At 71.8% G+C, this 23,906-nt stretch carries 21 protein-coding genes and 1 pseudogene; 12 read left to right on the forward strand and 10 right to left on the reverse strand.

The genetic code is table 11. From position 1 onward, the window contains the following. The first annotated feature begins 13 nt into the window (after nucleotides 1–13). The 6 genes from NMK44_RS01590 to NMK44_RS01615 all read left to right on the forward strand — a co-directional run bounded on the left by NMK44_RS01590 (nucleotide 14) and on the right by NMK44_RS01615 (nucleotide 5,906). Nucleotides 14–1,267, forward strand: a complete 1,254-nt coding sequence (locus NMK44_RS01590; protein ID WP_254737361.1) for a DUF5919 domain-containing protein — start codon at nucleotides 14–16, stop codon at nucleotides 1,265–1,267. Nucleotides 1,268–1,337: 70 nt separating this feature from the next. Then, nucleotides 1,338–2,009, forward strand: a complete 672-nt coding sequence (locus NMK44_RS01595; RefSeq protein WP_254737362.1) for a hypothetical protein — start codon at nucleotides 1,338–1,340, stop codon at nucleotides 2,007–2,009. Continuing rightward, on the forward strand, nucleotides 1,993–2,715 hold the full coding sequence (locus NMK44_RS01600; RefSeq protein ID WP_254737363.1) for a 3'-5' exonuclease: 723 nt from the start codon (nucleotides 1,993–1,995) through the stop codon (nucleotides 2,713–2,715). The genes NMK44_RS01595 and NMK44_RS01600 overlap by 17 nt, the downstream gene beginning before the upstream one ends. A 102-nt stretch (nucleotides 2,716–2,817) precedes the next feature. After that, nucleotides 2,818–3,414, forward strand: coding sequence for a TIGR03086 family metal-binding protein (locus tag NMK44_RS01605; protein WP_254737364.1), 597 nt, complete (start codon nucleotides 2,818–2,820; stop codon nucleotides 3,412–3,414). 817 nt (nucleotides 3,415–4,231) lie between these two features. Then, a complete protein-coding gene (locus NMK44_RS01610) occupies nucleotides 4,232–5,170 on the forward strand; it encodes an alpha/beta hydrolase (RefSeq protein WP_254737365.1) in 939 nt (312 codons plus the stop codon). A 10-nt stretch (nucleotides 5,171–5,180) separates the two neighbouring features. Then, nucleotides 5,181–5,906, forward strand: a complete 726-nt coding sequence (locus tag NMK44_RS01615; RefSeq protein ID WP_254737366.1) for a helix-turn-helix transcriptional regulator — start codon at nucleotides 5,181–5,183, stop codon at nucleotides 5,904–5,906. Between the two features lie 278 nt (nucleotides 5,907–6,184). Here the strand turns inward: NMK44_RS01615 and NMK44_RS01620 are convergent, their stop codons facing one another. Then, on the reverse strand, nucleotides 6,185–6,400 hold the full coding sequence (locus NMK44_RS01620; protein ID WP_254737368.1) for a hypothetical protein: 216 nt from the start codon (nucleotides 6,398–6,400) through the stop codon (nucleotides 6,185–6,187). A 106-nt stretch (nucleotides 6,401–6,506) separates the two neighbouring features. Further along, the gene (locus tag NMK44_RS01625) at nucleotides 6,507–7,409 is read right to left on the reverse strand and encodes a phosphotransferase (RefSeq protein WP_374215219.1); all 903 of its coding nucleotides are present in this window, start codon (nucleotides 7,407–7,409) and stop codon (nucleotides 6,507–6,509) included. Between the two features lie 259 nt (nucleotides 7,410–7,668). Between NMK44_RS01625 and NMK44_RS01630 the strand changes: the two genes are divergently transcribed. The 5 genes and pseudogenes from NMK44_RS01630 to NMK44_RS01650 form a co-directional block, all read left to right on the forward strand. Then, nucleotides 7,669–8,595 carry a carbohydrate ABC transporter permease gene (locus NMK44_RS01630; protein ID WP_254737822.1) on the forward strand — a complete coding sequence of 309 codons (927 nt, stop codon included), beginning with the start codon at nucleotides 7,669–7,671 and terminating at the stop codon, nucleotides 8,593–8,595. After that, complete coding sequence (locus NMK44_RS01635) at nucleotides 8,592–9,461, forward strand: carbohydrate ABC transporter permease (RefSeq protein WP_254737370.1); 870 nt, start codon at nucleotides 8,592–8,594, stop codon at nucleotides 9,459–9,461. Before NMK44_RS01630 ends, NMK44_RS01635 begins: the two co-directional genes overlap by 4 nt. Then, a complete protein-coding gene (locus tag NMK44_RS01640; protein ID WP_254737371.1) occupies nucleotides 9,461–10,759 on the forward strand; it encodes an ABC transporter substrate-binding protein in 1,299 nt (432 codons plus the stop codon). The genes NMK44_RS01635 and NMK44_RS01640 overlap by 1 nt, the downstream gene beginning before the upstream one ends. Nucleotides 10,760–10,833: 74 nt before the next feature. Beyond that, nucleotides 10,834–12,054, forward strand: a complete 1,221-nt coding sequence (gene mgt / locus NMK44_RS01645; RefSeq protein ID WP_302887647.1) for a macrolide-inactivating glycosyltransferase — start codon at nucleotides 10,834–10,836, stop codon at nucleotides 12,052–12,054. A 132-nt stretch (nucleotides 12,055–12,186) separates the two neighbouring features. Then, nucleotides 12,187–13,227 (forward strand): annotated as a pseudogene (locus NMK44_RS01650) (CDP-alcohol phosphatidyltransferase family protein); the annotation flags it as partial. Here the strand turns inward: NMK44_RS01650 and erm are convergent. From erm to NMK44_RS01665, 3 genes are all read right to left on the reverse strand, one after another. After that, the gene (gene erm / locus NMK44_RS01655) at nucleotides 13,134–14,054 is read right to left on the reverse strand and encodes an ErmE/ErmH/ErmO/ErmR family 23S rRNA (adenine(2058)-N(6))-methyltransferase (protein ID WP_254737373.1); all 921 of its coding nucleotides are present in this window, start codon (nucleotides 14,052–14,054) and stop codon (nucleotides 13,134–13,136) included. The pseudogene NMK44_RS01650 and the gene erm sit on opposite strands and share 94 nt — an antisense overlap. A 215-nt stretch (nucleotides 14,055–14,269) precedes the next feature. Beyond that, nucleotides 14,270–14,431 (reverse strand): hypothetical protein, encoded by a 162-nt coding sequence (locus NMK44_RS01660; RefSeq protein ID WP_254737374.1) that lies wholly within the window; start codon nucleotides 14,429–14,431, stop codon nucleotides 14,270–14,272. 265 nt (nucleotides 14,432–14,696) lie between these two features. Then, nucleotides 14,697–16,985: an MMPL family transporter gene (locus NMK44_RS01665; RefSeq protein ID WP_254737375.1), complete on the reverse strand. Its 2,289-nt coding sequence runs from the start codon at nucleotides 16,983–16,985 to the stop codon at nucleotides 14,697–14,699. 353 nt (nucleotides 16,986–17,338) lie between these two features. Between NMK44_RS01665 and NMK44_RS01670 the strand changes: the two genes are divergently transcribed. Further along, nucleotides 17,339–18,559 (forward strand): S8 family peptidase, encoded by a 1,221-nt coding sequence (locus tag NMK44_RS01670; protein ID WP_254737376.1) that lies wholly within the window; start codon nucleotides 17,339–17,341, stop codon nucleotides 18,557–18,559. Nucleotides 18,560–18,630: 71 nt separating this feature from the next. On the opposite strand, the gene NMK44_RS01675 is transcribed toward NMK44_RS01670, so the two are convergent. The 5 genes from NMK44_RS01675 to NMK44_RS01695 all read right to left on the reverse strand — a co-directional run bounded on the left by NMK44_RS01675 (nucleotide 18,631) and on the right by NMK44_RS01695 (nucleotide 23,905). Next, nucleotides 18,631–19,389, reverse strand: a complete 759-nt coding sequence (locus tag NMK44_RS01675) for a sirohydrochlorin chelatase (RefSeq protein ID WP_254737377.1) — start codon at nucleotides 19,387–19,389, stop codon at nucleotides 18,631–18,633. After that, nucleotides 19,389–20,345, reverse strand: a complete 957-nt coding sequence (locus NMK44_RS01680) for an ABC transporter permease (RefSeq protein ID WP_254737378.1) — start codon at nucleotides 20,343–20,345, stop codon at nucleotides 19,389–19,391. Before NMK44_RS01680 ends, NMK44_RS01675 begins: the two co-directional genes overlap by 1 nt. Continuing rightward, the gene (locus NMK44_RS01685) at nucleotides 20,332–21,141 is read right to left on the reverse strand and encodes an ABC transporter ATP-binding protein (RefSeq protein ID WP_254737379.1); all 810 of its coding nucleotides are present in this window, start codon (nucleotides 21,139–21,141) and stop codon (nucleotides 20,332–20,334) included. Before NMK44_RS01685 ends, NMK44_RS01680 begins: the two co-directional genes overlap by 14 nt. Before the next feature lie 60 nt (nucleotides 21,142–21,201). Beyond that, nucleotides 21,202–22,359, reverse strand: coding sequence for an ABC transporter substrate-binding protein (locus tag NMK44_RS01690; RefSeq protein WP_254737381.1), 1,158 nt, complete (start codon nucleotides 22,357–22,359; stop codon nucleotides 21,202–21,204). 211 nt (nucleotides 22,360–22,570) lie between these two features. Next, nucleotides 22,571–23,905: a sulfate adenylyltransferase subunit 1 gene (locus NMK44_RS01695; RefSeq protein ID WP_254737383.1), complete on the reverse strand. Its 1,335-nt coding sequence runs from the start codon at nucleotides 23,903–23,905 to the stop codon at nucleotides 22,571–22,573. Nucleotide 23,906 lies beyond the last annotated feature (1 nt).

Genomic DNA, 23,906 nt, shown 5'->3' on the forward strand with positions numbered 1-23,906 from the left:
AGGCGGTGCACAGGTGAGCTCGGGCGGTCTGGAGCTGCCCCCTGGTGACGGAGGTCCCGGGGGTGACGGCTCCACCGACGCACCTCCCGGCGCGGTGTCCCTGGTGCGGCCGATGGAGATCGGAGCGGAACTGGACTGGGGCGCCGACGCCTGGGCCGAGGTGCGGACGCGTGCGCGCCGGGCCGGACGTGCCTACATCTGGCTGAATCTGGTGGAACAGCGACTGCGCGCGGTCGTCGGTGCCGTTCTCCGGCCCATCTATGAACCGGTCCACGGCGATGACTGGGTCATCGCCGCGGCCGGGCCCGCCGGACAGGAGTGGGTGCAGCGTGCGGTGGCGGTCCGGGAGGTGTCCCGCCGCAAGGGCTATCTGCTCGATCCCGCCGACGACAACGTGCTGAGCTTCCTCACCCTCCCGCAGCTACGGGAGCTGCTGGTCCAGCACTGGCCGTGCTTCGAGCCCTACCTCGACGACCGCCGTGAGGTCGAACTCGCGCTGGACGAGCTGGAGGTGGCGCGCAACGTCGTCTCCCGCAACCGGGCGCTGTCCGAGACCGTTCTCGCCCAGGCCGAGCGCGCCTCGGCCCGGCTGCTGGAGATACTCGGCAGCGGCACCGGCACCCCCTCGGCGGACCGGCTGCCCATCGACGCCGTCGAGGACCTGGTCGGCGACCGCTACGCCGATGTGGTGGGTGTCCACTCCGACCGGGTGCGGCTCCAGCGCCAGCTGCCCGCCGAGGACCTCTTCGAGGGCGCCCGCCGCCTGGACGCCGTCGGTATCGGACTCAACCTCCTGGTCCAGAACTACTCCGGCCGCCGACTGGTGCGGCTGGCCGAGTCCGGCTGCCGGGCGCGGCTGCTCTTCCTCAACCCCGCCAGCAGCGCGGTCCGCCGCCGGGAGCGCGAACTCGGCCTGAAGAAGGGCGAGCTGAGCCGCTCGGTGGAGATGAACATCCTCCATATGCGGCGGGTCCGGGCCCGGCTGCGTGATCCCGGTGCCTTCGAGATCCATGTCTTCGACGAGACCCCCCGTTTCACCGCCTATCTGGTGAACGGCGACGGCACCGACGGCCTCGCGGTGATCCAGAGCTATCTGCGCAAGGCCCGCGGGATGGAGGCCCCGGTGCTGGTGCTGCGCGGCGGCGGCCGCGGCCGCGATGTGGTGCGCGCGGGCCAGGATGCGGGGGCCGTGGTCGACGGCGGGCTGTTCGGCACCTACCGGGAGGAATTCGAGAGCGTCTGGGCGGACTCCCGCCCGGTCTCCTGACCCCCCGCCCCGTCCGCGGGGCCTCCGGCTCCGGGCCGCGAATGTCGTACCCCGTCCGTACGCTCCTGCCATGCCGAACGCGTATACGACCCTGTGGACCAATGACGTCTGCCGCTACTTGAGGCGGAAGGGCCAGGAAGGGGAGCGCCTGGTGATCCTCTTCGGAGGGCCCCATCTGTCGCTGCCCAGCTTCGTACGCGCCGGGGTGGAGGAAGGCGACCACATCTATCCGGTGCGTGCCTTCCGCAAACGGCTGTGGGCGCTCGGCCGGATGGAGGTCGGCCGCATCCTCCCCTATGACACGGTCGGTGAGCGGACCGCCCTGGAGGACTATGTCCGGCTGCTGCGCTGGGACGGCTTGAAGGCCGGGGGCGTCAGCGAGGTCCTCCTCGGCCCGCCGGGTTCCCCGCTCCGTTTCGACCGCCCGCTGCCGCCGGACCTGTTGACGTCGCTCACCTACACCTCGCGCCGCGGTGAGCGCCGTCTGAAGCACGTGGTCGACGGGGAACTGCGCCACTCCACCGGTGTGCAGGGCATCTTCCGGCTGGCCCCGGAGTCGGCGGCGGCCATGGAGGCGCTGGTGGCCATGGAGACGTCGGCGGCCATGGAGGCCTCGGTGCCGGACCGGCCGTCCCCGGACGGTGTTGTCAGTGGCCCGTGCGAAGGTGAGCGCAGTAAGGGAAAACCGGGGGAAACCGGGGGAATCATGCCAAGGGAGGGCAGCCATGGGCTGGCACCGTGAGCTTCTGATCGGATTCGATCTGGAGACGACGGGCACGGATCCGCGTACCGCGCGGATCGTGACCGCGGCCGTGATCGAGGTGAAGGGCGGGGAGCCGATCGCACGGCGGGAGTGGCTGGCCGATCCGGGAGTGCCCATACCGGACGGTGCCGTGGCGGTGCACGGGATCACCGACGAGCGGGCGAGGGCCGAGGGGCGGCCCGCCGCGGAGGTGGTGGACGAGGTGGCGGACGCGCTGGTCGCCCACTGGCGCCGGGGCGCCCCCGTGGTGGCGTACAACGCGGCGTTCGATCTCAGCCTGCTGGCCGCCGAGTTGGGGCGGTACGGACTGCGGCCGCTGAGCGAGCGGCTGGACGGCGCCGAGACCGGGCCGGTCGTCGACCCGTACACGATAGACCGGGCCGTCGACCGGTACCGCAAGGGCAAGCGGACACTGGCGGCGGTCTGCGGGGAGTACGGGGTGGCGCATGAGCGGGCCCATGAGGCCGGGGCGGACGCGCTGGCGGCGGTCCTGGTGGCCTGCGCGGTCGCCGAGCGCCACCGTGAGGTGGCCGGGCTCGGACTGTGGGACCTGCACCGCAAGCAGGTGGCCTGGTACGCCCACTGGGCCGCCGACTTCCAGTCCTGGCTGCGTCGCAAGGGCACACCGGACGCGGTGGTGGACGGGAGCTGGCCGCTGCGCGAGGTGGGGGCCGCGGCGGCGTAGCGCCCTCCGGCCGGACGGGTGCTCCCCGCGCCGATGAGTTTCCCGGCTCCGGCCGGTCCGTACAGGTAGAGGAAGAAACGGACCGGAACGAGGAGGACCCCTGTGACGCAACAGAGCCCGAACGTCGATCTCGGCCCCGCGGCCGGCCGGGTCACCGCGCTGCTCGGCGGTGTCTCGGACGACCAGCTGACGGCACGCACCCCCTGTGCGGAGTATGTGGTGGGGGATCTGCTGGACCACATGATGGGGCTCGCGCTCGCCTTCCAGGACGCGGCGCACAAGAAGGCGCCGGAGGACCCGGAGCGGTCCGCACCCGGTCGGGGGTCCGCGGCGCGGCTGGAGCCGGGCTGGCGGGAGGAACTGCCCCGGCGGCTGGACGGCATGGCGGCCGCGTGGCGGGACCCGGCGGCCTGGCAGGGGAACGCGCAGGCCGGGGGAGTCACCCTGCCCGCCGAGGTCATGGGGCTGGTCGCGCTGGACGAACTGGTGATCCACGGCTGGGATCTGGCCCGTGCGACCGGCCAGCCCTTCGACTGCGACGCCCGCAGCACCGAGGCCGTCCTCGCCCTGCTGTCGCAGTCCGCCCTGGAGGACCGCCCGAAGGAACTGTTCGGCGCGGTCGTCCCGGTGCCGGAAGACGCCCCGCCACTCGACCGCGCGGTGGGCCTCAGCGGCCGCGACCCCGCCTGGCGGGCCTGAGCGCGGCCCCAGCGCGGGGACGGCACGGGACGCGCGCCGCGCGGAGGGCGGCCCAGTGGTGGGGGCACGCATCGGGCGGGTTGGCGCGTTGCGCCGACGGCCGCGGTCGTGCCGGTGCGGGAGGGCGCCTCGCCGCTGTGACCTCGCCCGGTCGGCCTCAGCGGGCAGCCCCGCACGGGAAGGGGTGCCCCGGGTCCTGGCGAGGGCCTCTTCGGGTTCTCTGGGCCGCAGGGTGAGCATGCGGCGGCCAAGGGCTGAGCTGGTGCACTGCTCGCGGAAGAAGCAGGGGCGGCAGGCCAGGACGCCCTCGTCGTCGGCGGCCCGCTTCACGATCACCTCCCGCCCCTTGGCATCGGTGCGGAGGAAGTAGGTCAGCACGAGGATCTGCCGCAGTACCCGCATTGTCTCGATCCCTCATCCCTTCCGGGGCCCCGGGTGCCCACACGGCCCGCACAACGCCAGCGCGTCCTGACCGAAGACCTGCGCGAGCCTGTCCCGCTTGGTCCGCGAGGACGGCTTGCGCCAGCCGTCCATCCGCAGCTCGTACCGGTGGGGGAACTCCGCGACGTCCACGGCCGCGACCGGCCGGACGGTGCCGCGCCCGCATCGCCAGGCTCCCCAGTGGAAACGCTGCCCGGGCCACCACCGCCGTCTGCTCCGGGATCTCCGGCAGCCCTTTCGGCCACGTCGACACTCACACCACCCCCACGACCGCACGCCAAGCCAACGACCAGACGGGTAGCGCGACAGGCTGTGACGCAGGTCATGGAGAAACGGTGACAGGGGGTTGTCGCGGACAGTTGCGAGTGTCGACGACATGACGATCACCGATGAGGACTGCCTCGCCGAGACCCTGGCATTCAACAAGCAATTCGAGGCTGCTGCTGCGAGCCGTCCCACGCGCGGGGAAGCGCCGGACGCAACCGTGCTGGCGCTCCTGCGGCGTAACCGGCTCGGTGGTCACACGCCACCGGTGAGACTGTCGCACGGTCAAGACCGCGTCGTAGTGGGCGGGGTGAAGGTCCGGGTGTTCGTGCCCGACCACGTCGACGGCGTATACCTGCACATCCACGGGGGTGGCTGGGCGTTTGGCTCTGCGGATGGGCAGGACGAGAAGTTGTGGCAGCTTGCCGTGCAGGCACGGCTGGCTGTGGTGAGCGTGGAGTACCGCCTGGCGCCGGAGCACCCGTTCCCCGCCGGACCCGACGACTGCGAAGCAGCCACCCGTTGGCTGGTCGAGAACGCCGATGCCGAGTTCGGCACCGGGCGGCTGCTGATCGGTGGCGAATCGGCCGGCGCCCACCTGAGTGTCGTGACACTGCTGCGCCTTCGCGACCGGCACGGCATCGCTGGCGCGTTCCGGGCGGCCAATCTGCTCTTCGGCCCGTACGACCTGTCGATGACACCGAGCCAGCGGTCGTTCGGCACCAGGCAGCTGCTGAGCAATACCGACTCGTTGCACGGCAGTTATGAGCTGTTCACACCCGGGATGGGGGGAGAGCAGCGCCGCGCCCCGGAGGTCTCGCCGCTCTTCGCCGACCTGACCGGCCTGCCGCCCGCCCGGATCGTCGTCGGCACCGAGGACCCGCTGCTGGACGACTCACTGTTTCTGGCCCAGCGATGGCAGGCGGCGGGTGCGCCCGTGCAGCTCGGCGTCGTCGCCGGGGCGATGCACGGCTTCACTCTGTTCCCGCTGACCATCACCGAGCGGGAACAGGCGCGTGAGCGGGAGTTCCTGGCCACGGCGGGACGGTAACGTCGGCCCGATGAACCGCACTACCCGGCTCTATGCGCTGGTGGAAGAGTTGCGCGCGGCAGCGCCGCGGCCGCTGACGGTCGCAGCGCTCGCCGCACGGTTCGAGGTCAGCACGCGCACGGTACAGCGAGACCTCCAGTCGCTGATGGAGTCCGGTGTCCCGGTGCGCACCACACCGGGACGCGGCGGAGGCTGGACGATCGACCCGGCGATGACGCTGCCCCCGATCCACTTCACCGCCGATGAGGCCTCGGCGTTGGCCGCCGCGCTGGCCGCGGCCGACACCTCCGCCCCCTACTCCGGGGCGGCCCGCACGGCGTACCAGAAGATCGCGGCATCGATGACCGGTCCCGCCTCGGCGGCGGCCCGGGAACTGGCCGTACGGATCGTCGCGCTGCCGTCGCGGACCGACTCCGCGGTCCGCGTCACAGTGGAACAGGCCGTCACCCACACCATGGTGCTGCGGCTGTCCTACATCGACGGGGCAGGGCACGAAAGCGACCGCGTAGTGGAACCGGCCGGACTGCTCACCGCCAGCGGCCGCTGGTACCTCATCGCCTGGTGCCGCACACGGCGGGCGGGCCGAGGCTTCCGGCTGGACCGGATCGCAGCAGCGGCTCCAACCGGTGAGCAGGCGCGGCCTCATGACCTGGCCGAACTGTTACTCGGCTCGGCCGCCGCCGGTGCGGTGCGGCCCACCGCGCTGGCCTCACTCGCACCCGGGCCTGACTCGTGAATTGCGCAGCAGAGTCAGCCGGGCCGACGGCGACAAGACGTTCGCCGGGGTGGTTGCCAAAGGTGTCCGGATCACTGACCGATCCGAGCGCCGGGTCAGGCCAGCCCCGCTTGAGGGTGTACTCCCCTGCGTATACGGGCCGACGAGCATGACGTTGAGCCTTCGTGCGCGGCGGCCAGCGGCCGCAGCGTGGTCTTCCGTGCCCCCTGCGTCCTCGCGCCAGACCTTCCGCCACCTGGTCGTCCGTCAGGAGGCGAGGCGGGCCCGTCGGCGTCGAGTCAGTCACCGGCGCCGCCCTCCCGCGCCGCGGCCAGACGGCTGGGCATCTCCCGGAGGATCACCGTGATCCGCTCCTGATCGTCCGCGGTCAGCGTCTCGCGCTCCGCCAGCAGCGGCGCCCGCTCCTCCCGCAGAACCCGTGCGGCCTCCGGACCCGGCGCCCGCTCCCACGTTCCGTCGGCCGACCACACCCGGTGCAGGATCCCGTCGATCACCTGCCGGTGGTCCCGCCATCTGCCACAACGGCTGTTGCTGACCGGCAGGAACGGCGTGCCCCCGGCGCTGGGCCGCGCGCGAGTGCGCACCGCGTCGTGGGACCGCTCAGAACGCGTACCAGCGCACCGTCGCGTCGCCGTCCCGCAGGGAGGCCACCCGGCGGGTGAACTCGGTGTGTGCCGCCGGGTTGCCCGGCGCGTGCTGGGCAACCCATGCGCAGCTCGCGGTCTCCCGGGCGCCGCGCAGCACCGCGCATCCCGGCCACTCGCGTACGTCCCAGCCGTAGGCCGCCGTGAAGTCGTCGTAGGCGACCGGGGCGAGGCCGTAGCGGTCCCGGCTCAGGGCCATCACCACCAGGTCGTGTTCGCGCAGGTCCGAGGAGAACGTCTCCAGGTCGACGAGGACCGGACCGTCCGGGCCGATATGCACATTGCGGGGCAGCGCGTCCCCGTGGATCGGGCCGGGAGCGAGCCACGGGGTGAGCTCGGCGGCCGCCGCCGCGAAGTCGTCCCGGCGGGACCGCAGATACGCCGCGTCCGCCGGATCGATCGCGTCCCCGGCCAGCCGCAGCCACCGTTCCACGCCGCCCAGCAGCTCCCGCCGCGGCAGTTCCAGCGACAGCCCGGCGGGCGGCTCCGGCAGGGCGTGCACCAGATGCAGCAGCGCGGCCAGGTCGCGGGGCCCGGCGGGCCGCACCGGCTCGGGGAGCTGCTGCCAGTACGTCACCAGATGGCCGGAGAACGGCAGCGGCTGCTCCGAGCCGTAGCGCCGGTCCGGCCGCACCGCGGGCAGCCCCTCCCGGGCGAGCCAGTCGGCCACCTTCAGCTCCCGGGCGGCCCGGTCCCACACCTCCAGGTCCCGGCTGACCCGCACCACCAGCGACAGATCGTCCACGGCGAACACGGCGTTCTCCCCGAGGGCCAGCAGCCGGGCCCCGGCCGCCCCGGCCCGGTACGGCGGCAGCGCCGCCCCCAGCACCGCCCGCGCCCGCTCCTCCGTGAACGCCACGTCCACCACGCCCTACCTCCTTCGCCTCCCGTGAGCCACGCCTCATCATGCACCGCCGTCCGTCCGGTGATCGCCGTCGGGTGCGCCGCGCCGGACCGGGCGGGGCCAACTCCCGTACGCCGCGCCGCGGGTCGTATGCCTTGACTGCGCCCGGCCCCCTCCGCACGATGACGTGGGCTTCCCCATCGGGCCGCCCCGTACCGCTCCGTCCCACCGCCCGCACCGCCGCGCCTCGAAGGAGCCTCCTGACGTGACACCCATGACCGCGACGGCGCGGCCGGACCGGAGAGCGGGGGCGGGGGCTTCCGGTGGGGGTGCGCCGGGGGTCCGGCGTGTCACCGGGCACGGTGCCTGGTTCCTGGTGCTGCCCGCGCTGATCCCGATCCTGCTGCTGAGCGTCGGCCCGCTGCTGTACGGGATCGCGCTCGCGTTCACCGACGCGCAGTCGGGGCGGACCGAGCCCACCGAGTGGATCGGGCTGCTCAACTTCCAGGACCTGGCGCAGGACACGCTGTTCTGGGAGTCGTTCCGGATCGGGCTGCTCTGGGCGGTCGCCGTATCGGTGCCTCAGTTCGTGCTGGCGCTCGGGCTGGCGCTCCTTCTCAACCAGAACCTCCGCTTCCGGTGGCTGGCACGGGCGTTGGCGATCGTTCCGTGGGCGATGCCGGAGGTGGTGGTCGGCATCATGTGGCGGCTGGTCTACCACCCGGAGGCGGGCATCCTCGGGGAGACGCTGGGCACCCAGCGGGACTGGCTGGGGAGTCTGGGCACAGCGCTGCCCGCGGTGGTCGTGGTCGGCATCTGGGCGCGGCTGCCGCAGGTGACGGTGGTGCTGCTGGCGGGGCTCTCGAACGTGCCGCGGGAACTGCACGAGGCCGCGGCGATGGACGGCGCGGGCGCGTGGCGGCGGTTCCGCACCGTCACCTGGCCCGCCATCCGGCCGGTCGCCCTCGCCATCGGCGCGCTCAGCTTCATCTGGAACATCAACTCCTTCGCGCTGGTGTACGTCCTGACCGGCGGCGGGCCCGGTGGACGCACCCGGCTGCCGATGCTCTTCGCCTATGAAGAGGCGTTCCGCTACGGCCAGTTCGGTTATGCGGCGGCGATGGGATGCGTACTGGTCGCGGTGGTCTCGGTGCTGCTCGCGGTCCAGCTCGTCGGACGGCTGAGGGGAGACGACCGATGACCACGGCCTCACGTCCGCCGCGCGGGCTTCTCGTCCGGCGCCGCGCGGCCCGCACCGGTCAGTACCTCGCGCTGCTGGGCTATCTGGTCTTCCTCGGCTTCCCGCTGCTGTGGCTGGTGTCCACCGCGTTCACATCGCCGCGCGAACTGGCCGGTCTGCACCCGGGCTGGATCCCGGACCATCCGACGCTCGACAACTTCCGGCAGGCGTTCGACGAGCAGCCACTGCTGCGGGCCGGGGCCAACAGTCTGCTCGCCGCGCTGGCCGCGGCCGTCATCGCGGTGGTGATCGCGACCCCGATGGCGTACGTCATGGCGCGGCACCACCGCTCCCCGCTGTCCCGGGCGGCCACCGGCTGGGTGGTGGTCAGCCAGGCGTTCCCCTTTGTGCTGGTGATCATCCCGCTGTTCCTGGTGCTCAAGAACCTCCGGCTGATCGACTCCCTCGGCGGGCTGATCCTGGTCTATGTGGTGTGGTCCCTGCCGTTCGCGCTGTGGATGCTCGCGGGGTACGTCCGGGCGGTGCCGCCCGAACTGGAGGAGGCCGCGGCGGTGGACGGCGCGGGGCGGCTCCGGGCGCTGGTCTCGGTCACCATGCCGCTGCTGGCCCCGGGGATCGTGGCCACCGCCCTGTTCGCCTTCATCAACGCATGGAACGAGTTCTTCTTCGCCCTCGTCCTGCTCAAGTCCCCCGAGAAACAGACGATGCCGGTCATCCTCACCCACTTCATCGGCGCGGAGGGCGTGGCCGACCTCGGACCGCTGGCCGCCGCCTCGCTGCTGGCGACCCTTCCCTCCCTCGTCCTCTTCGCCGTCATCCAGCGGCGGATCACCAGCGGCACGCTGGCCGGGGCGGTGAAGCACTGATGCGCCGCCGGGGCTTCCTCGCCGGGGCGCTGGCCGCCCCCGCCGTCACCGGGCTGCTGCCGGGCTGCGCTCCGCAGCGGCGTCGCCGCACGGGCGGGAAGGTCAGGCTCCGCTTCCAGTCGCTGGCCTGGCAGAAGGAGTCGGTGGACGCGGTCAGACGGCTGGTGGGGGAGTGGAACGCGGCCCACCCGGACATCACGGTGGAGTACCTCCAGGGCAGTTGGGACAGCGTCCACGACCAGCTGCTCACCTCCTTCGAGGCCGGAGAGGCGCCGGACATCATCCACGACGCCGCGGACGATCTCGCCGACTTCGCCTACGGCGGCTGTCTCGCCGATCTCGGCGGGCTGCTGCCGCGCCGGCTGAAGGACGACATCCCGGAGCAGAGCTGGCGGACCACCACCTTCGGCGACGGTGTCTTCGGCGTGCCCTTCCTCCAGGAGCCACGGGTGCTGATCGCCCACCGCCCGGCACTGGAGGAGGCCCGGGTGCGCATCCCGACCGCGCGGGACCCGTGGAGCTGGGCGGAGTTCGAGGACGTGGCGCGGGAGCTGACCCGGGGTGGCCGGCACGGGGTGGCCTGGCCGCTCAAGGAGCCCGTCTCCGCGACCCTCAACCTCTCGCTGTCCACCGGTGGCAGGCTCTTCCACCGCGGCGCGGACGGCAAGGTCACCATCCGCTTCGATGCGGCCGACCAGCGGGTGCCGCGCACCATCCACGACCAGGTGGTACGTGACCGCACGGCCTCCCGCACCACCCTCGGCATGGGCGGTTCGGACACCCTGCCCGGTTTCTTCGGCGGGAAGTACGCGATGGTCCCGCTCGGCTTCTCCTACCGCCAGCAGATCGTGCAGCAGGCGCCCGAGGGGTTCGAGTGGACCGTACTGCCGTCCCCGGCGGGCCCCGGCGGTGACCAGCGGCAGGGGGTGAGCCCGCAGACGCTGTCCATCGCGGAGGACAGCCCGTACCGGGAGGAGGCCATCCGCTTCCTGGACTTCCTGCTGCGGCCGGCCCCCATGGTGCGGCTCGCGCTCGGCGACTGGATGCTGCCGACCGGCGAGCGCGCCCTGCGCGATCCGGCGCTGCGCACCCGCCGGTACGGCTGGGCCACCGGTACCGCGCTGGCCGGGACGCTGCGCCCGGCGCCCGCCCAGTCGGTGCGCGGCTATCCGGAGTGGAAGGACAAGGTCGCCACACCCGCGCTCCAGGAGTACTACAGCGGGGCGATCGGGCTGGACGGACTACGGGACCGGCTGGTCGGGGACGGGAATCTGGTGCTGGCCCGCTACCAGCGCTAGACCGTGTCCGCAGAGTCCCGCCGGTGCGGGAAATTCATTTGTACGAGACGTATCGTCTCGCTAACGTGAAGCACATGACCGCATCCCCGCGCCGCCACCGGCCCGCCCACATCGCCATGTTCAGCATCGCCGCCCACGGCCATGTCAACCCGAGCCTGGAGGTGATCCGCGAACTGGTGGCCCGGGGCCACCGGGTCACCTATGCCATCCCCGAGTCCTTCGCGGCCAAGGTCGCCGAGACCGGCGCCGAACCCCGGATCTACACCTCCACCCTCCCCACCGACGACGAACCCGAGGCATGGGGCACCGAGGTCATCGACCACATCGAGCCCTTCCTCGCCGACGCCGTCCAGTCGCTGCCCCAGCTACGACAGGCGTACCAGGACGATGAACCCGACCTCGTCCTCCATGACATCACCGCCTATCCGGCCCCCGTGCTCGCCCGTCGCTGGGGTGTCCCGGCCATCCAGCTCTCGCCCTGTCTCGTGGCCTGGGAGGGCTACGAGGAGGAGGTCGCCGAGCCGATGATGGCCCCCATCCGCGCGACCGAGCGCGGCCGGGCGTACTACGCGCGCTACCGCGCCTGGCTGGACGAGAACGGGATGGCCGACATGGACCCCGACCGGCTCATCGGCCGCCCCGGGCAGTGCATCGTGCTGATCCCCGAGGTGCTCCAGCCCCACGCCGACCGGGTCGACCGCGGCGTCTACACCTTCGTCGGTGCCTGCCAGGGCGACCGGAGCGGTCAGGGCACCTGGCGCCGCCCCGAGGGCCTGGCGTCCACCGACCGGGTCCTGCTGGTCTCCCTCGGCTCGACCTGGACCAAGGAGCCCGCTTTCTACCGCGCCTGTCTGGAGGCGTTCGGGGATCTCGCGGGCTGGTACGTCGTCCTCCAGATCGGCAGACACGTCGACATGGCCGAACTCGGTGAGATCCCGGCCAATGTCGAGGTGCATCGCTGGGTTCCGCAGCTCAGTGTGTTGCGCCAGGCCGATGTCTTCATCACCCACGCGGGTGCGGGCGGCAGCCAGGAGGGGCTGGCGTGCGGGGTGCCGATGGTCGCCGTACCGCAGGCCGTCGACCAGTTCGCCAACGCCGATGTGCTCCAGGGGCTCGGTGTCGCCCGCCACCTCCCCAAAGAGGAGGCGACACCCGAGGCGCTGCGGGAGGCGGTGCTCGCCCTCGCGGGCGACCCCGAGGTGGCCGCCCGGTGCGCGGCGGTCCGGGAGCGGATGGCGGGCGAGGGAGGGACCCGGCGGGCGGCCGACCTCATCGAGGCCCGGCTGTCCACCTGAACCTGCCATTGACCCGTTGAACAGAGGAGACCGATACCCCCCGGGAAAGGTTGCGTTGGTCCGCTCTTGTCTCTTCTGCTACCGGCTTCTTAGCTTTGAGTAAACGCTTGTCAAACGCCAGGAAGCTGAAGAATGACCCGAGACATACCGCCGCTCGCAGAGGTCCGCAGGATCACCGAGAAGAAGCGGGACGCGTGGTGGACCGTGATGCTCGTGGACCCGGTGGCCACACCGCTGGTGCGCTGGACCGCGAAGCACACCCGCGCCACTCCCAACCAGCTCACCTGGGGTGCCTTCCTCGTGGGTCTGCTCTCCGCCGCCTGCTTCGCCCAGGGCGACTGGAGATGGCTGGTGCTCGGCGCGGTGCTCTACCACGTCAGCTTCATCTTCGACTGCATGGACGGCAAGCTGGCCCGGCTGACCGGGACCGGTTCGGTCTTCGGCGCCTGGCTGGACTTCGTCTTCGACCGGATCCGGGTCCTGGTCTGCGCGGTGGCGCTGATGGGCGGCCAGTACCAGCGCACCGGTGAGGTGCTCTACCTCTGGCTCGCGCTGGCCGTGGCCTCGCTGGACGCCCTGCGCTACATCGACTCGCTGGAGATCTTCAAGATCCGGCACGGGATGCGCAAGCAGATCAAGGCCCGGATGCGGGCCGCGCGCAAGGCCGAGAACGCGGCCGAACTCGCCTTCATGGAGGACCTGCTCCGGGAGAACCCCGAGGCCGACATCGAGCAGGACCGGGTCACGGTGGCCGCCCTGGACGCGGACGGGACGACGGCCACCGAGCCGGTCGCCCCGGCGGGCGCGGACGAGCCCGCCGTCCCGGACATGGCCCCGGAGGGCGCCCCGGCGGCGCGCCGCCCCGCCGCCGTCGTCGATCTGCACCAGGAGTTCCGGCGCCGCTTCCCGTGGTGGACCCGGTGCCGGAACGTCCTGCTGCGCCACCGCATCCGCGCTCATCTCATCAGCGGTATCGAGTTCCAGATGGGCGTGTTCATCATCGGCCCGGCCCTCGACGCGGTGGTGGCGACGACCGTCGTCTCGGGTGTGCTGCTGCTCGTCTTCGAGCTGGCCATCATCTACAAACTGCTGTTGTCCACCCGGGACTTCACCCGCACCCTGGACTCCTTCGACGCGGCGGCACCGGCCGCCGCGCCCGCCCCGGTGGCGGCGGCCGCCACCCCGGCCACCCCGGTGAGCTCCTGAGCCAGGACGAGCCACTGCGGGGGCGTGACGAAGGCGACGACCACCCCCCGCTCCAGCCCCGCCCGCGCGAACGCGGCGGTCAGCCGCCGGGCGGGGCAGATCCGGCGCAGTGACGCGTACAGCGAACCACCGGCACCGGAGAAGCCCAGCTCCACCAGGTCCGCGTAGACGGCCCGTTGAGCCGCGTCCGGCAGCAGTGGCCGCGGACGGCGGATCAGCCGCAGGATCCCGCCGTCCACGGCGGGCACCGGCCGGAAGGCGGTCCGCGGCACCCGGCCGCACAGCCGCCACTCCACCTCGGGCCAGGTCCGCACCGTCAGCAGGCTCCAGCGGCCGAAGTCACCGGTGCGCTTGCGGGCGTACTCGGCTTGGGTCAGCAGGGTCGCCGAGGTGAGCCCCGGCGCCCGCAGCGCCCAGTCGACGATGTCCGAGGTGCGGGCGTAGGGCACATTGCCCACCAGGGCGAACGGTGCGCGCGGGGGATGCGCGGTCAGGAAGTCCCGGTGGACCACGCGTACGGACGGATACGGGGCGAGCCGTAGCCGCAGCCCCGCGATCAGATGACGGTCGACCTCATAGCTGATCAGCTCACGGCAGAGCGGCGCCAGCGCCTCGGTGAGCACGCCCTTGCCCGCGCCGACCTCGACCAGGAGGTCGCCGGGGCCGGGGCGGGCGGCGCGGACGACCCGGGCCACCGAGCCCGGGTCGGCCAGGAAGTTCTGGGAGAGGGTGCGCCGCGCCCGGTCGCGAGGGTGACGACGGGGCGCGGGGGAACGGTGTCGATTGCGGGCCACGGCCACGGTCCTTCCGGAGCCGGACGGGCGGCGGTGGCAGTGGTGGCAGCCGTGACGGCAGCACCGGACAGGCCCTGCCGCCCGCCCGGAACGAGTAGTTCCTGAACTGGCGGGGGCCCTGGCGCAGGGCATGCGGAAGCGGGCGATCGGGAACGCAGGTGGTCCATGTACGGCACATCGCCGGGGGCGACGGGTCGTTCAGGACGACGGGCGGATCACAGACTCGATGGGAGGCTGGGCGCGTCCGGGCCGGCCAGGGCACCGGGGCCGCGCCGCGGACGGCGGGTGAACACGGCACAGGCGCGGGCACCTGTCGCCCCGGCACAGCCGGGGGTGGTGACGCGGGTGAACACGCCGATGCCGGGACTGCCGCCCATCGGTGTCCTCCTCCCGGTGCGCCGTTCGCGGGCCGTGTACGACGTCACGGAACTCCGCCGTGACCCCGGCACCGTACGGACCGGCCGGGCGACCGCGCAACGGGTTTTCCCGGGACCCGCTTCACGGCCGGACGCCCCCGGCCCGCCCCTTCAGGAACCGGCCGGTACGCGGAACCGGCCGCGCGGCCGAGGGGCCACGCGACCGGTTGACGTCGCTGCGGAGTCGCTGCGGGGTTGCTGCGGATTCCCTGCGGAGGGGAAGCGGTCAGACCCTGGCGTGCCGCGGCCGGTCATCCAGGTCGGCGCCATGACCGTGCGCCGCGCCCACCGGGGCGGTGACGGGCGGCTGCGCGGCGACCGCCTCGTCATGGGTCAGGTCGGGCAGCCACCGCAGCCACGTGGGCAGGTACCAGTTGCGCTCGCCCAGCAGCGCCATCACCGCGGGGAGCAGCACACCGCGGATCACCGTGGCGTCGATGAGCACCGCGGCCGCGAGCCCCACGCCCATCTGCTTCATGCTCTGCATCGACAGCGTTCCGAAGATTGCGAAGACGGCGACCATGATGACGGCGGCGCTGGTGACCACACCCGCCGTGGTGACCACACCGTGCACCACCGCGTCCTTGGTGGTGCGCCCGGCCAGCCGCGCCTCGCGGATCCGGGAGACCACGAAGACGTGGTAGTCCATGCTCAGCCCGAAGAGGATCACGAAGAGGAACAGCGGCAGCCAGGACACGATCGCGCCCACGCCCTCCGCGCCCACCAGGCCCGCGCCCCAGCCGTGCTGGAAGACCGCGGTGAGGATGCCGTACGCGGCGCCCACCGACAGCAGGTTGAGCACGATCGAGGTCACCGCGATGGTCAGCGACCGGAAGGACATCAGCATCAGCAGGAAGGCGAAGATCACGACGAAGGCGAAGACCGGCGGCACGGCCGAGCCCAGCTTGTCGTTGAAGTCCTTGGAGGAGGCGGTGGAGCCGCCGACCGGGGCCTCCACACCGTCCACCGCGCCGAGGGTCGAGGGGCGCACCTCGTCCCGCAGGACGGCGAGGCTCTTCTCGCTCTTCGCCTCGTCGGAGCCGCCGATCAGCGGCACCTGGATGACGGCGACGTTCTCCTTCGCGTGGACGGTCACCTTGACCGGCCCCTTGGAGGCGCCCTTGGCCACCGCGTCGGCGCGGAAGCGGCTGATGGCGTCGCGCACCGGTGCGGCGCCGATGTCATCCGCCTTGACGACGACCTCGGCCGGGTCGGGGCCGCCCGGGAACGCCTCGTCGATGTGCTGGTAGGCGGCCACGACCGGCAGCCGGTCGCCGAACTCCTGGTCCATGGTGAGGTTGGCGGTGTTCATGCTCACGGCGGGCACGGCGATGGCGACGAGCGCACCGCCCGCGATGGCCAGCGACAGCTTGGGCCTGCGCAGCACCCGCGCCAGCACCGCGCGCCAGACCCGGCTCTCGCCGTTGCCCTTGCGCTTGGCGCGGGCCAGGAACGGAATCCGCCCCTTCTCCACCCGCTCACCGAGCAGCGAGAGCAGCGCGGGCAGTACGGTCACCGAGCCGACCATCGCCACCGCCACCACCATCAGGGTGGCCAGACCCATCGCCTTGAACTCGGCGATACCGGTGAAGAGCATGCCCGCCATCGCCACGATGACCGTGACGCCGGAGACGAGGATGGCCCGGCCCGAGGTGGCGGCGGCGATCCGCAGCGCGGTCTGGGCGTCCCGTCCCGCGGCGCGCTCCTCCCGCTCCCGCCGCAGGTAGAACAGGCAGTAGTCGACGCCGACGGCCAGACCCACCAGCAGCATCACGGAGTTGGCGGTGTCGCTCATATGGACCCAGTGGCTGACCACCGCCACCAGACCGGTGGTGGCCAGGAACGCGGTCATCGCCAGCGCCACCGGCAGCAGCGCGGCCACCAGGGCGCCGAAGGCGATCAGCAGGATGCCGAGGGCCACCGGCAGGGCCGAGTACTCGGCCTGCTGGAAGTCATCGCCGAAGGCGTCGTCGAACGCCTTCTGGCCGCTCGCGTCGCCGAACTCCTCGATGAGCAGGTCCGGATGGCCGTCCTGGGCCTTGTCCACCGCGTCCAGCACCGGCTGGATGCGCTCCGCCGCCTTCTCCGCGTCACCGCGGATGTCGAACTGCACCAGCGCCGAACGCCGGTCGGCGGAGATGGTCCGGGTCTGGTAAGGGGACTTCACGGCGGTGACCTCACCGGTACCGCGGACCGCGCCGATGACCGCGTCGACCGCCTTGTGGAACTCCGGGTCGTTCGCCGTGGTCCCGTTGGTCTTGGCCTGGATCAGGACGGTTTCACCGGCGGCTTCTTCAATGCCCGCCTCGTCGAGAATCTTCGAGACCCGCCCGGACTCGCCGGGAACCTGCTCACTGTCCGAAACATCGACCCGTCCGGCCATCGACCCGACGGCCAGGGCGAGGATGACCAGAAGCACCCATCCGCCGACCGCGGTCCACCGGTGCCGGGCGCTCCAACTCCCCGCGCGGGCCGCTATACCGCGCGGTCTGTCCAAGCGGTCCGTATCCGCCACGACGTCCTCTTTTCCTGTGGCGACGACCCCGTGCCGCCACCGGAAACGACGCTAGGCCGCGGGGGAGCGGGGACCCATCCTGCTGGCCGGTGAACCGGGGGGCCGCTCTCTCCACCCCGGGGAGGGGGGACAGCCCTACCCTCCCGATACAAGCCCCTTACACGTAAAGGGATTTGGCTTGATCGCCGTGATGGCCGGGAGTTGTCTGCGTCACACCTTCCGGGAGATCTTGAATTGGTCCGGTCAATCGGTCAGGGTTTCGAGTCAGCCCGGGGAGTACTAGTGATTTCCCCTGGGTGTGTGCGCACTCAGTGCGATTCCCCCCACAACCGCACGAGGAGGATTCCCTCGTCATGGCAGTACACAAAAAGCGCAGCGCGCGTCGCATCGGCCTCGCCGTCGCCGCGGCGGCCGCCGTCACCGCCGGTGCCTTCGTGGCCCTTCCGGCCGGCGCCGCCACCAACGCCCCCGCTGAGGGCAAGGTTTACGGCACCGAGTCGAAGAGCGCCGTGGACGGCAGCTACATCGTGATGCTCAAGGGCGGCAAGACCATCCAGGCCGCCTCCGAGGGCAAGGACCTCGCCAAGGAGTACGGCGGCAAGATGCGCCGCAGCTTCGACTCCGCGATCAACGGCTTCTCGGCCGGCAGCCTGAGCGAGACCGAGGCCAAGCGGCTCGCCGCCGACCCGTCGGTCGCCAAGGTGATCCAGAACCACCGCTTCACGATCAAGGGCACCCAGGAGAACCCGCCGTCATGGGGCCTGGACCGGATCGACCAGGACGACACCAAGGGCGACAAGAAGTACGCCTACCCCGACACCGCGGGTGAGGGTGTCACCGCCTACGTCATCGACACCGGTGTGCGCACCTCGCACAAGGACTTCGACGGCCGCGCCACCTCCGGCTTCGACGCCATCGACAACGACGAGGACGCCGACGACGGCAACGGCCACGGCACCCATGTGGCGGGCACCATCGCCGGTGCCGACCACGGTGTCGCCAAGAAGGCCAAGATCGTGGCCGTGCGCGTCCTGGACAACGAGGGCTCCGGCACCACCGAGCAGGTCGTCGCGGGCATCGACTGGGTGACCGAGAACCACAAGGGCCCGTCGGTGGCCAACATGAGCCTGGGCGGCGGGGTCGACGAGGCGCTCGACGCGGCCGTGAAGAAGGCCATCGACGCCGGTGTCACCTTCGCGGTGGCGGCGGGCAACGAGTCCTCCGACGCCGGTCAGAGCTCCCCGGCCCGGGTGAAGGAAGCGATCACCGTCGCCTCCAGCACCGAGAAGGACGAGCAGTCGGACTTCTCCAACTTCGGCTCCGCGGTGGACATCTACGCCCCCGGTTCGGACATCACCTCCGCCTGGAACAACGGCGACGACGCCACCAAGACCATCTCCGGTACGTCCATGGCCAGCCCGCATGTCGCGGGTGCCGCCGCGGTCTACCTCAGCGGTCACAAGGACGCCAAGCCGGCGGACGTCGCCAAGGCCCTGACCGACGGCGCCACCGCTGACAAGATCACCAACCCGAGCGAGGGCACGCCGAACAAGCTGCTGAAGGTCGTCAAGTAACGCCTTTCAGCCCCATGCGGCAGCGCGGCCGCCGCACCCCTGGTGGGTGCGGCGGCCGTCGGCGTACTTCCTCAGGCGCTGAGCAGGACCGGGGCGGCGGCGCGGGACTCGTCGTAGCGGCGGAGCAGCAGCCGGGCGAGTTCGGGGGCGGGGCCGAGGACACCGGCGAGCACATCGGCGCCCGCCTCGTGGGCGCCGTGGGCGATACGGTCCGGGAGCCGGCCCGGGGCGATGACGTAGGGGGCCACCGCCACCCGCCGGACACCCTCGGCACGCAGCGCGCGGACCGCGTCCTCGGTGCGGGGGAGGGAAGCGGAGGCGAACGCGGGTCGCACGGCGCACCATCCGGTGTGCCGCCACTCCCGCGCGATTTCAGCGATCACCGCGATCGCCTCCGGGTCGGTGGAGCCCGCCGAGGCCAGGACGACCCCGGTCGAGCGTCGGTCGGCCGGGCGCAGACCGGCCTCGTACAGCCGCCGGTCCAGCGCGTCGGTGAGCAGCGGGGAGGGGCCCAGCACCTCGGTCTGCCGGACGGTCAGCCGGGGGAGCCGGGCGGTGGCCTCGCGCAGCACCGCGGGGATGTCGGACTTGGCGTGGAAAGCACGGGTGAGCAGCAGGGGGAGCGCGGCGATGTCCGTCACGCCCTCGGCGGCGAGCCGGGCCAGCACCTGGCCCACGCGGGGCGCGTTGAAGTCCAGGAAGGCCGCCTCCACCCGCAGCCCCGGCCGCAGCGACCGTACCCGCGCGCAGAGCGCGCCGACGGTCGCCGCATGCCGGGGGTCGCGGCTGCCGTGGGCGATGACCAGCAGGGCCGGGGACGTGGCGGACATCAGCGGGCGCTCGCCAGCAGACCGCGGCTGCGCAGCACGCGGCGTTCGATCGGGGCGAAGATCAGCAGCTCGATGGCGATGCCGACGACCAGGATGAGGGTGATGCCGAGCATCACCCCGGCCATATCGGAGTTGTTGCGCTGGTTCTCCAGGTACTGGCCGAGCCCCAGGCCGAGTTCGGGGGACTTGGCGATGATCTCGGCCGCCATCAGCGAACGCCAGGAGAACGCCCAGCCCTGCTTGAGCCCCGCGACATAGCCGGGCAGCGCGGCGGGCAGCAGGATGTGCCGGGCGCTGACCAGACCGCGGGCGCCCAGGGTGCGTCCGGCCCGCAGGAACAGCGGCGGCACCTGGTCGATCCCGGCCACCAGGCCGTTGGCGATGGAGGGGACCGCGCCGAGCAGGATGACGGTGTACATCATCTGGTCGTTCAGGCCCAGCCAGATCACGGCGGGCGGCACCCAGGCCACGGACGGCAGCGACTGCAGTCCGGACAGGATCGGTCCCAGCGCGGCCCGGACGAACTTCACCCGGGCCACGACCAGCCCCAGCGGGGTGGCGATGGCCAGCGCGATGAGGAAGCCGAACAGCCCGCGGGAGACACTGGTCCAGACGATGTCCAGCAGCTCTCCCTGGAGCCACAGCTCGCGCAGCGCGTCCCAGACCAGCCCTGGGTCGGGCAGCTTGTAGTCGTCGGTGACCTCGGCCACGACCAGCAGTTTCCAGATGGCCACCACCAGGGCGACGGCCACGATCGGCGGCAGCACCTTCTGCACCAGCACCTCGGTGGGCGAGGTGCGCTTGATCTGCACGGTGTCCAGGGCGTCCAGACCGGCTTCCAGGCCCTCCATGTCCCGGGCGTCCTTCTCCCGGACCGCGGTGGTGCCGGTCGTGCTCTTCTCGGTGGCGGACACGCCGTTGGCGTCGGTCGCGCCGGTGGTCTCAGGCCCGGCCATGGCGGCGGATCTCCCCACGCAGTTCTTCGGTGATCTCTATGGACAGGTCGGCGACGGCGGCGTCCTCGATCCGGCGCGGCTGCGGGATGTCCACGCTCCAGTCGCGGACCACCCGGCCGGGGCGCGAGGACAGCAGCACCACGCGCTCGGCCAGCCGGACGGCCTCGCGGACGTTATGGGTGACGAACAGGACGGAGACGCCCGTCTCGCTCCAGATCCGGGTCAGTTCGTCGTGCAGGACGTCACGGGTGATGGCGTCGAGCGCGGCGAACGGCTCGTCCATCAGCAGCACCCGGGAGTCCTGCGCCAGCGCGCGGGCCATCGCCACGCGCTGCCGCATCCCGCCGGACAGCTCGTGCACCCGCTTGCCGTAGGAGCCGCCGAGACGCACCAGCTCCAGCAGCCGTTCCGCCTCGGGCCTGCGGTCGGCCCGGGGCACACCGCGCAGCCGCAGCGCCAGTTCGATGTTCTTGCCCGCGGTCAGCCACGGGAACAGCGCGTGCTCCTGGAACATCAGGGCCGGCCGGCCGCCGGGGACCTCGATGGTCCCGGCGGTCGGCCTGTCCAGGCCCGCGATCAGGTTGAGCAGGGTCGACTTGCCGCAGCCGGACGCGCCCAGGATGCAGACGAACTCCCCGGGCCGCACCGTGAGGGTGATGTCGTCGAGGACGGGCTGGACGGCGCCGGCCCGGCCGAACGCCTTGTGGACGTGGTCGATACGTACCGCCGGGTCCGCGGCGACGGTCGCGGTGGTACCCGCCGGATCGGCCTTCTCGGTGGTCAGTGCCGGGGACATCCGGTCACCTCCTGGTGGGTGCGTACGGTGTGGCGTTGCGTACGGGGAGCGGGCGGCGGACTACTGCTTGCCGAGTCCGGCGGCCGACACCGCCGGCTTGCCCTCGGCCTTGAGGACCTTGTTGAGGAGGGTGAGGTCGTAGATGCCCTTGAGGTCCGGCTCCTCCAGCAGCCCCGCCTTGACCGCGTGGTCCGCCTCGGTGTTCAGCGTCGAGGCCAGCGGGTCATCGGTGACCTGGATGCCCTTCCACGCCGGGTCGATGACCTCCGCCGGGAGCGGCTTGCCGGTCTCCGCCTTGAGCGCGGCGTTGGCCGCCGCCTTCGCCTTCTCGGGCTCGGCCTTGATCCAGTCGTTGGTACGGACCGAACCGCGCAGCACGGCCTCGACGACCTTCGGGTGCTCCTCGAGGAACGACTGCTTGACGATCAGGTTGGTGATGACGAACTTCTTGTCCGGCCACAGCGAGGACTCGTCGAGCAGCACCTCGGCCCCGTCGGCGACCAGCTTGGAGGCGGTCGGCTCGGGCACCCACGCACCGTCGATGGCACCGGACTTGTAGGCGTCGGGCGTCACCTTGTTGTCCGAGCGGACCACCGACACATCGCCCTTGCCGCTCTGGGCGTCGACCTTCCAGCCCTTCTTGGCGATCCAGTTGAGGAACGCCACATCCTGGGTGTTGCCGAGCTGCGGGGTGGCGATCTTCTTGCCCTTGATGTCGTCCTCGGACTTGATCTTCTTCGGGTTGACGACCAGCTTGACGCCCCCGGAGGCCGAGCCCGAGATGATCCTGAGGTTCTCGCCGTGCGACTTCACATAGCCGTTGATGGACGGCGAGGGGCCGATCCAGCCGATGTCGATGGAGCCCGCGTTGAGCGCCTCGATCTCCGAGGGCCCGGCGTTGAAGACGAAGGGCTGCACCTTGGTACCGCCCAGCGCCTGCTGGATGTGGCCGCCCTTGCGCAGCCCCACCAGGGCGGTGGCGTGGGTGAGGTTGGCGAAGTAGCCGACCTTCACCTGGTCCAGACCGTCGACCTTCTTTCCGCCCGCGGCGGGGAGGGCGGCTGCGCCCTGGTCGTCGTCCTTCTTCTCGGAGCCGTAGCCGCAGGCGCCGAGGGCGCCCAGCAGCAGTGGGAAGACGGCGGCGGCCGCGAGGAGCCGGGTGCGGCGGCGGGGGAGCCCGGTGGGCCGGGCGGCGGCGGGGCGGTCGGTGTACGACACGGGAGGCGGTCCTCTCGCAGGGGCCGGACAGCGTCAGGTGACGCCCGGCCGTTCACGGGGTCTTCGGATCCGGTGGAACGGGGCAGGGCACGAAATGGGGCTATGCATCAGCACACACATCGCCCGACCCCTCCCTGGCCGCTGCCACGGGCGCCGCTGCCGACGCGGCCGCCCTCCTTCGCGAAGGTCGAGAACGCTTCTCCGGCCATGATCAGAAATCCCACCCGTCGTCCTCGGACTCGTCCTTGACGGGCTCGGGGGAGGCGAACGATTCGCCGACCATGCCCGCGGTGAGCGTGGTGCCGTCGCTGGGGTCGATGAGGATGAAGGAGCCGGTGCGGCGCGAGTCGGCGTAGGAGTCGACCGGCAGCGGTTCGGCGGTGCGGATCTTCACCCGGCCGATGTCATTGGCGACGAGCTGCCCCGGGTGCGGGTGCAGGGACAGGTCCGACAGCGTGAGCCGGGACGGGATGTCCTTGACGATCGCCTTGACCGTACGGGTCCCGTGCTTGAGCAGCACCCGGTGGCCGACGGTCAGCGCCTGGTCGGCGACGTGGCACACGGTCGCCTCGATGTCCTGCGTGGTCGCCGGGGCGTCCTTGCTGGGCACGATCAGATCGCCGCGCGAGATGTCGATGTCGTCCTCCAGCAGGAGGGTCACCGACTGCGTGGTCCAGGCGACGTCGACCTGCTCGCCCAGCAGCTCGATACCGGAGATCCGCGACGCGCGGCCGGACGGCAGCACCGTCACCGCCTCGCCGACGCGGAAGGAACCGGCGGCGATCTGGCCCGCGTAGCCCCGGTAGTCCGGGTGCTCGGCGGTCTGCGGCCGGATCACGAACTGCACGGGCAGACGCGCGTGGCAGTGGCGCAGATCGTGGCTGACCGGGATCGTCTCCAGGTGCTCCAGGACGGTCGGGCCGCCGTACCAGTCCATGGTGGCGGACGGCTCCACCACGTTGTCACCGGCGAGCGCGGAGATCGGGATGGCGGTGACCTCGGGGACGCCCAGCTCGGTCGCGTACGCCGTGAACTCCTTCGCGATCGCCGCGAAGACGGGCTCCTGGTAGTCCACCAGATCCATCTTGTTGACGGCCAGCACCACATGCGGCACCCGGAGCAGGGCCGCGATGGCGGCGTGCCGGCGGGTCTGCTCGACGACGCCGTTGCGGGCGTCGACGAGGATCACCGTCAGCTCGGCGGTGGAGGCGCCGGTGACCATGTTCCGGGTGTACTGCACATGGCCCGGGGTGTCGGCGAGGATGAACCGCCGGCGCGGGGTGGCGAAGTAGCGGTACGCCACGTCGATGGTGATGCCCTGCTCACGTTCGGCGCGCAGTCCGTCCGTCAGCAGCGCGAGGTCCGGGGCCTCCTGGCCGCGGTTGCGGGAGGCGTGCTCCACGGCCTCCAGCTGGTCGGCGAGGACCGACTTGGAGTCGTGCAGCAGCCGGCCCACCAGGGTCGACTTGCCGTCGTCGACGGAGCCGGCCGTGGCGAACCGCAGCAGGGTGGTGGCCGAGAGCTCCTCGGTCGTGATCGTGCTCATG

The sequence above is a fragment of the Streptomyces cucumeris genome, from assembly GCF_024295805.1.
GTDB lineage: Bacteria > Actinomycetota > Actinomycetes > Streptomycetales > Streptomycetaceae > Streptomyces > Streptomyces cucumeris.

Bases quoted from the DNA above. Each gene is read 5' to 3' on its own strand.
- NMK44_RS01595 (WP_254737362.1), top strand. From the start codon at position 1,338: ATGCCGAACGCGTATACGACCCTGTGGACCAATGACGTCTGCCGCTAC.
- NMK44_RS01600 (WP_254737363.1), top strand. From the start codon at position 1,993: ATGGGCTGGCACCGTGAGCTTCTGATCGGATTCGATCTGGAGACGACG.
- NMK44_RS01610 (WP_254737365.1), top strand. From the start codon at position 4,232: ATGACGATCACCGATGAGGACTGCCTCGCCGAGACCCTGGCATTCAAC.
- NMK44_RS01615 (WP_254737366.1), top strand. From the start codon at position 5,181: ATGAACCGCACTACCCGGCTCTATGCGCTGGTGGAAGAGTTGCGCGCG.
- NMK44_RS01630 (WP_254737822.1), top strand. From the start codon at position 7,669: ATGACCGCGACGGCGCGGCCGGACCGGAGAGCGGGGGCGGGGGCTTCC.
- NMK44_RS01635 (WP_254737370.1), top strand. From the start codon at position 8,592: ATGACCACGGCCTCACGTCCGCCGCGCGGGCTTCTCGTCCGGCGCCGC.
- NMK44_RS01640 (WP_254737371.1), top strand. From the start codon at position 9,461: ATGCGCCGCCGGGGCTTCCTCGCCGGGGCGCTGGCCGCCCCCGCCGTC.
- mgt (WP_302887647.1), top strand. From the start codon at position 10,834: ATGACCGCATCCCCGCGCCGCCACCGGCCCGCCCACATCGCCATGTTC.
- NMK44_RS01660 (WP_254737374.1), bottom strand. From the start codon at position 14,431: ATGGGCGGCAGTCCCGGCATCGGCGTGTTCACCCGCGTCACCACCCCC.
- NMK44_RS01670 (WP_254737376.1), top strand. From the start codon at position 17,339: ATGGCAGTACACAAAAAGCGCAGCGCGCGTCGCATCGGCCTCGCCGTC.
- NMK44_RS01675 (WP_254737377.1), bottom strand. From the start codon at position 19,389: ATGTCCGCCACGTCCCCGGCCCTGCTGGTCATCGCCCACGGCAGCCGC.
- NMK44_RS01680 (WP_254737378.1), bottom strand. From the start codon at position 20,345: ATGGCCGGGCCTGAGACCACCGGCGCGACCGACGCCAACGGCGTGTCC.
- NMK44_RS01685 (WP_254737379.1), bottom strand. From the start codon at position 21,141: ATGTCCCCGGCACTGACCACCGAGAAGGCCGATCCGGCGGGTACCACC.
- NMK44_RS01695 (WP_254737383.1), bottom strand. From the start codon at position 23,905: ATGAGCACGATCACGACCGAGGAGCTCTCGGCCACCACCCTGCTGCGG.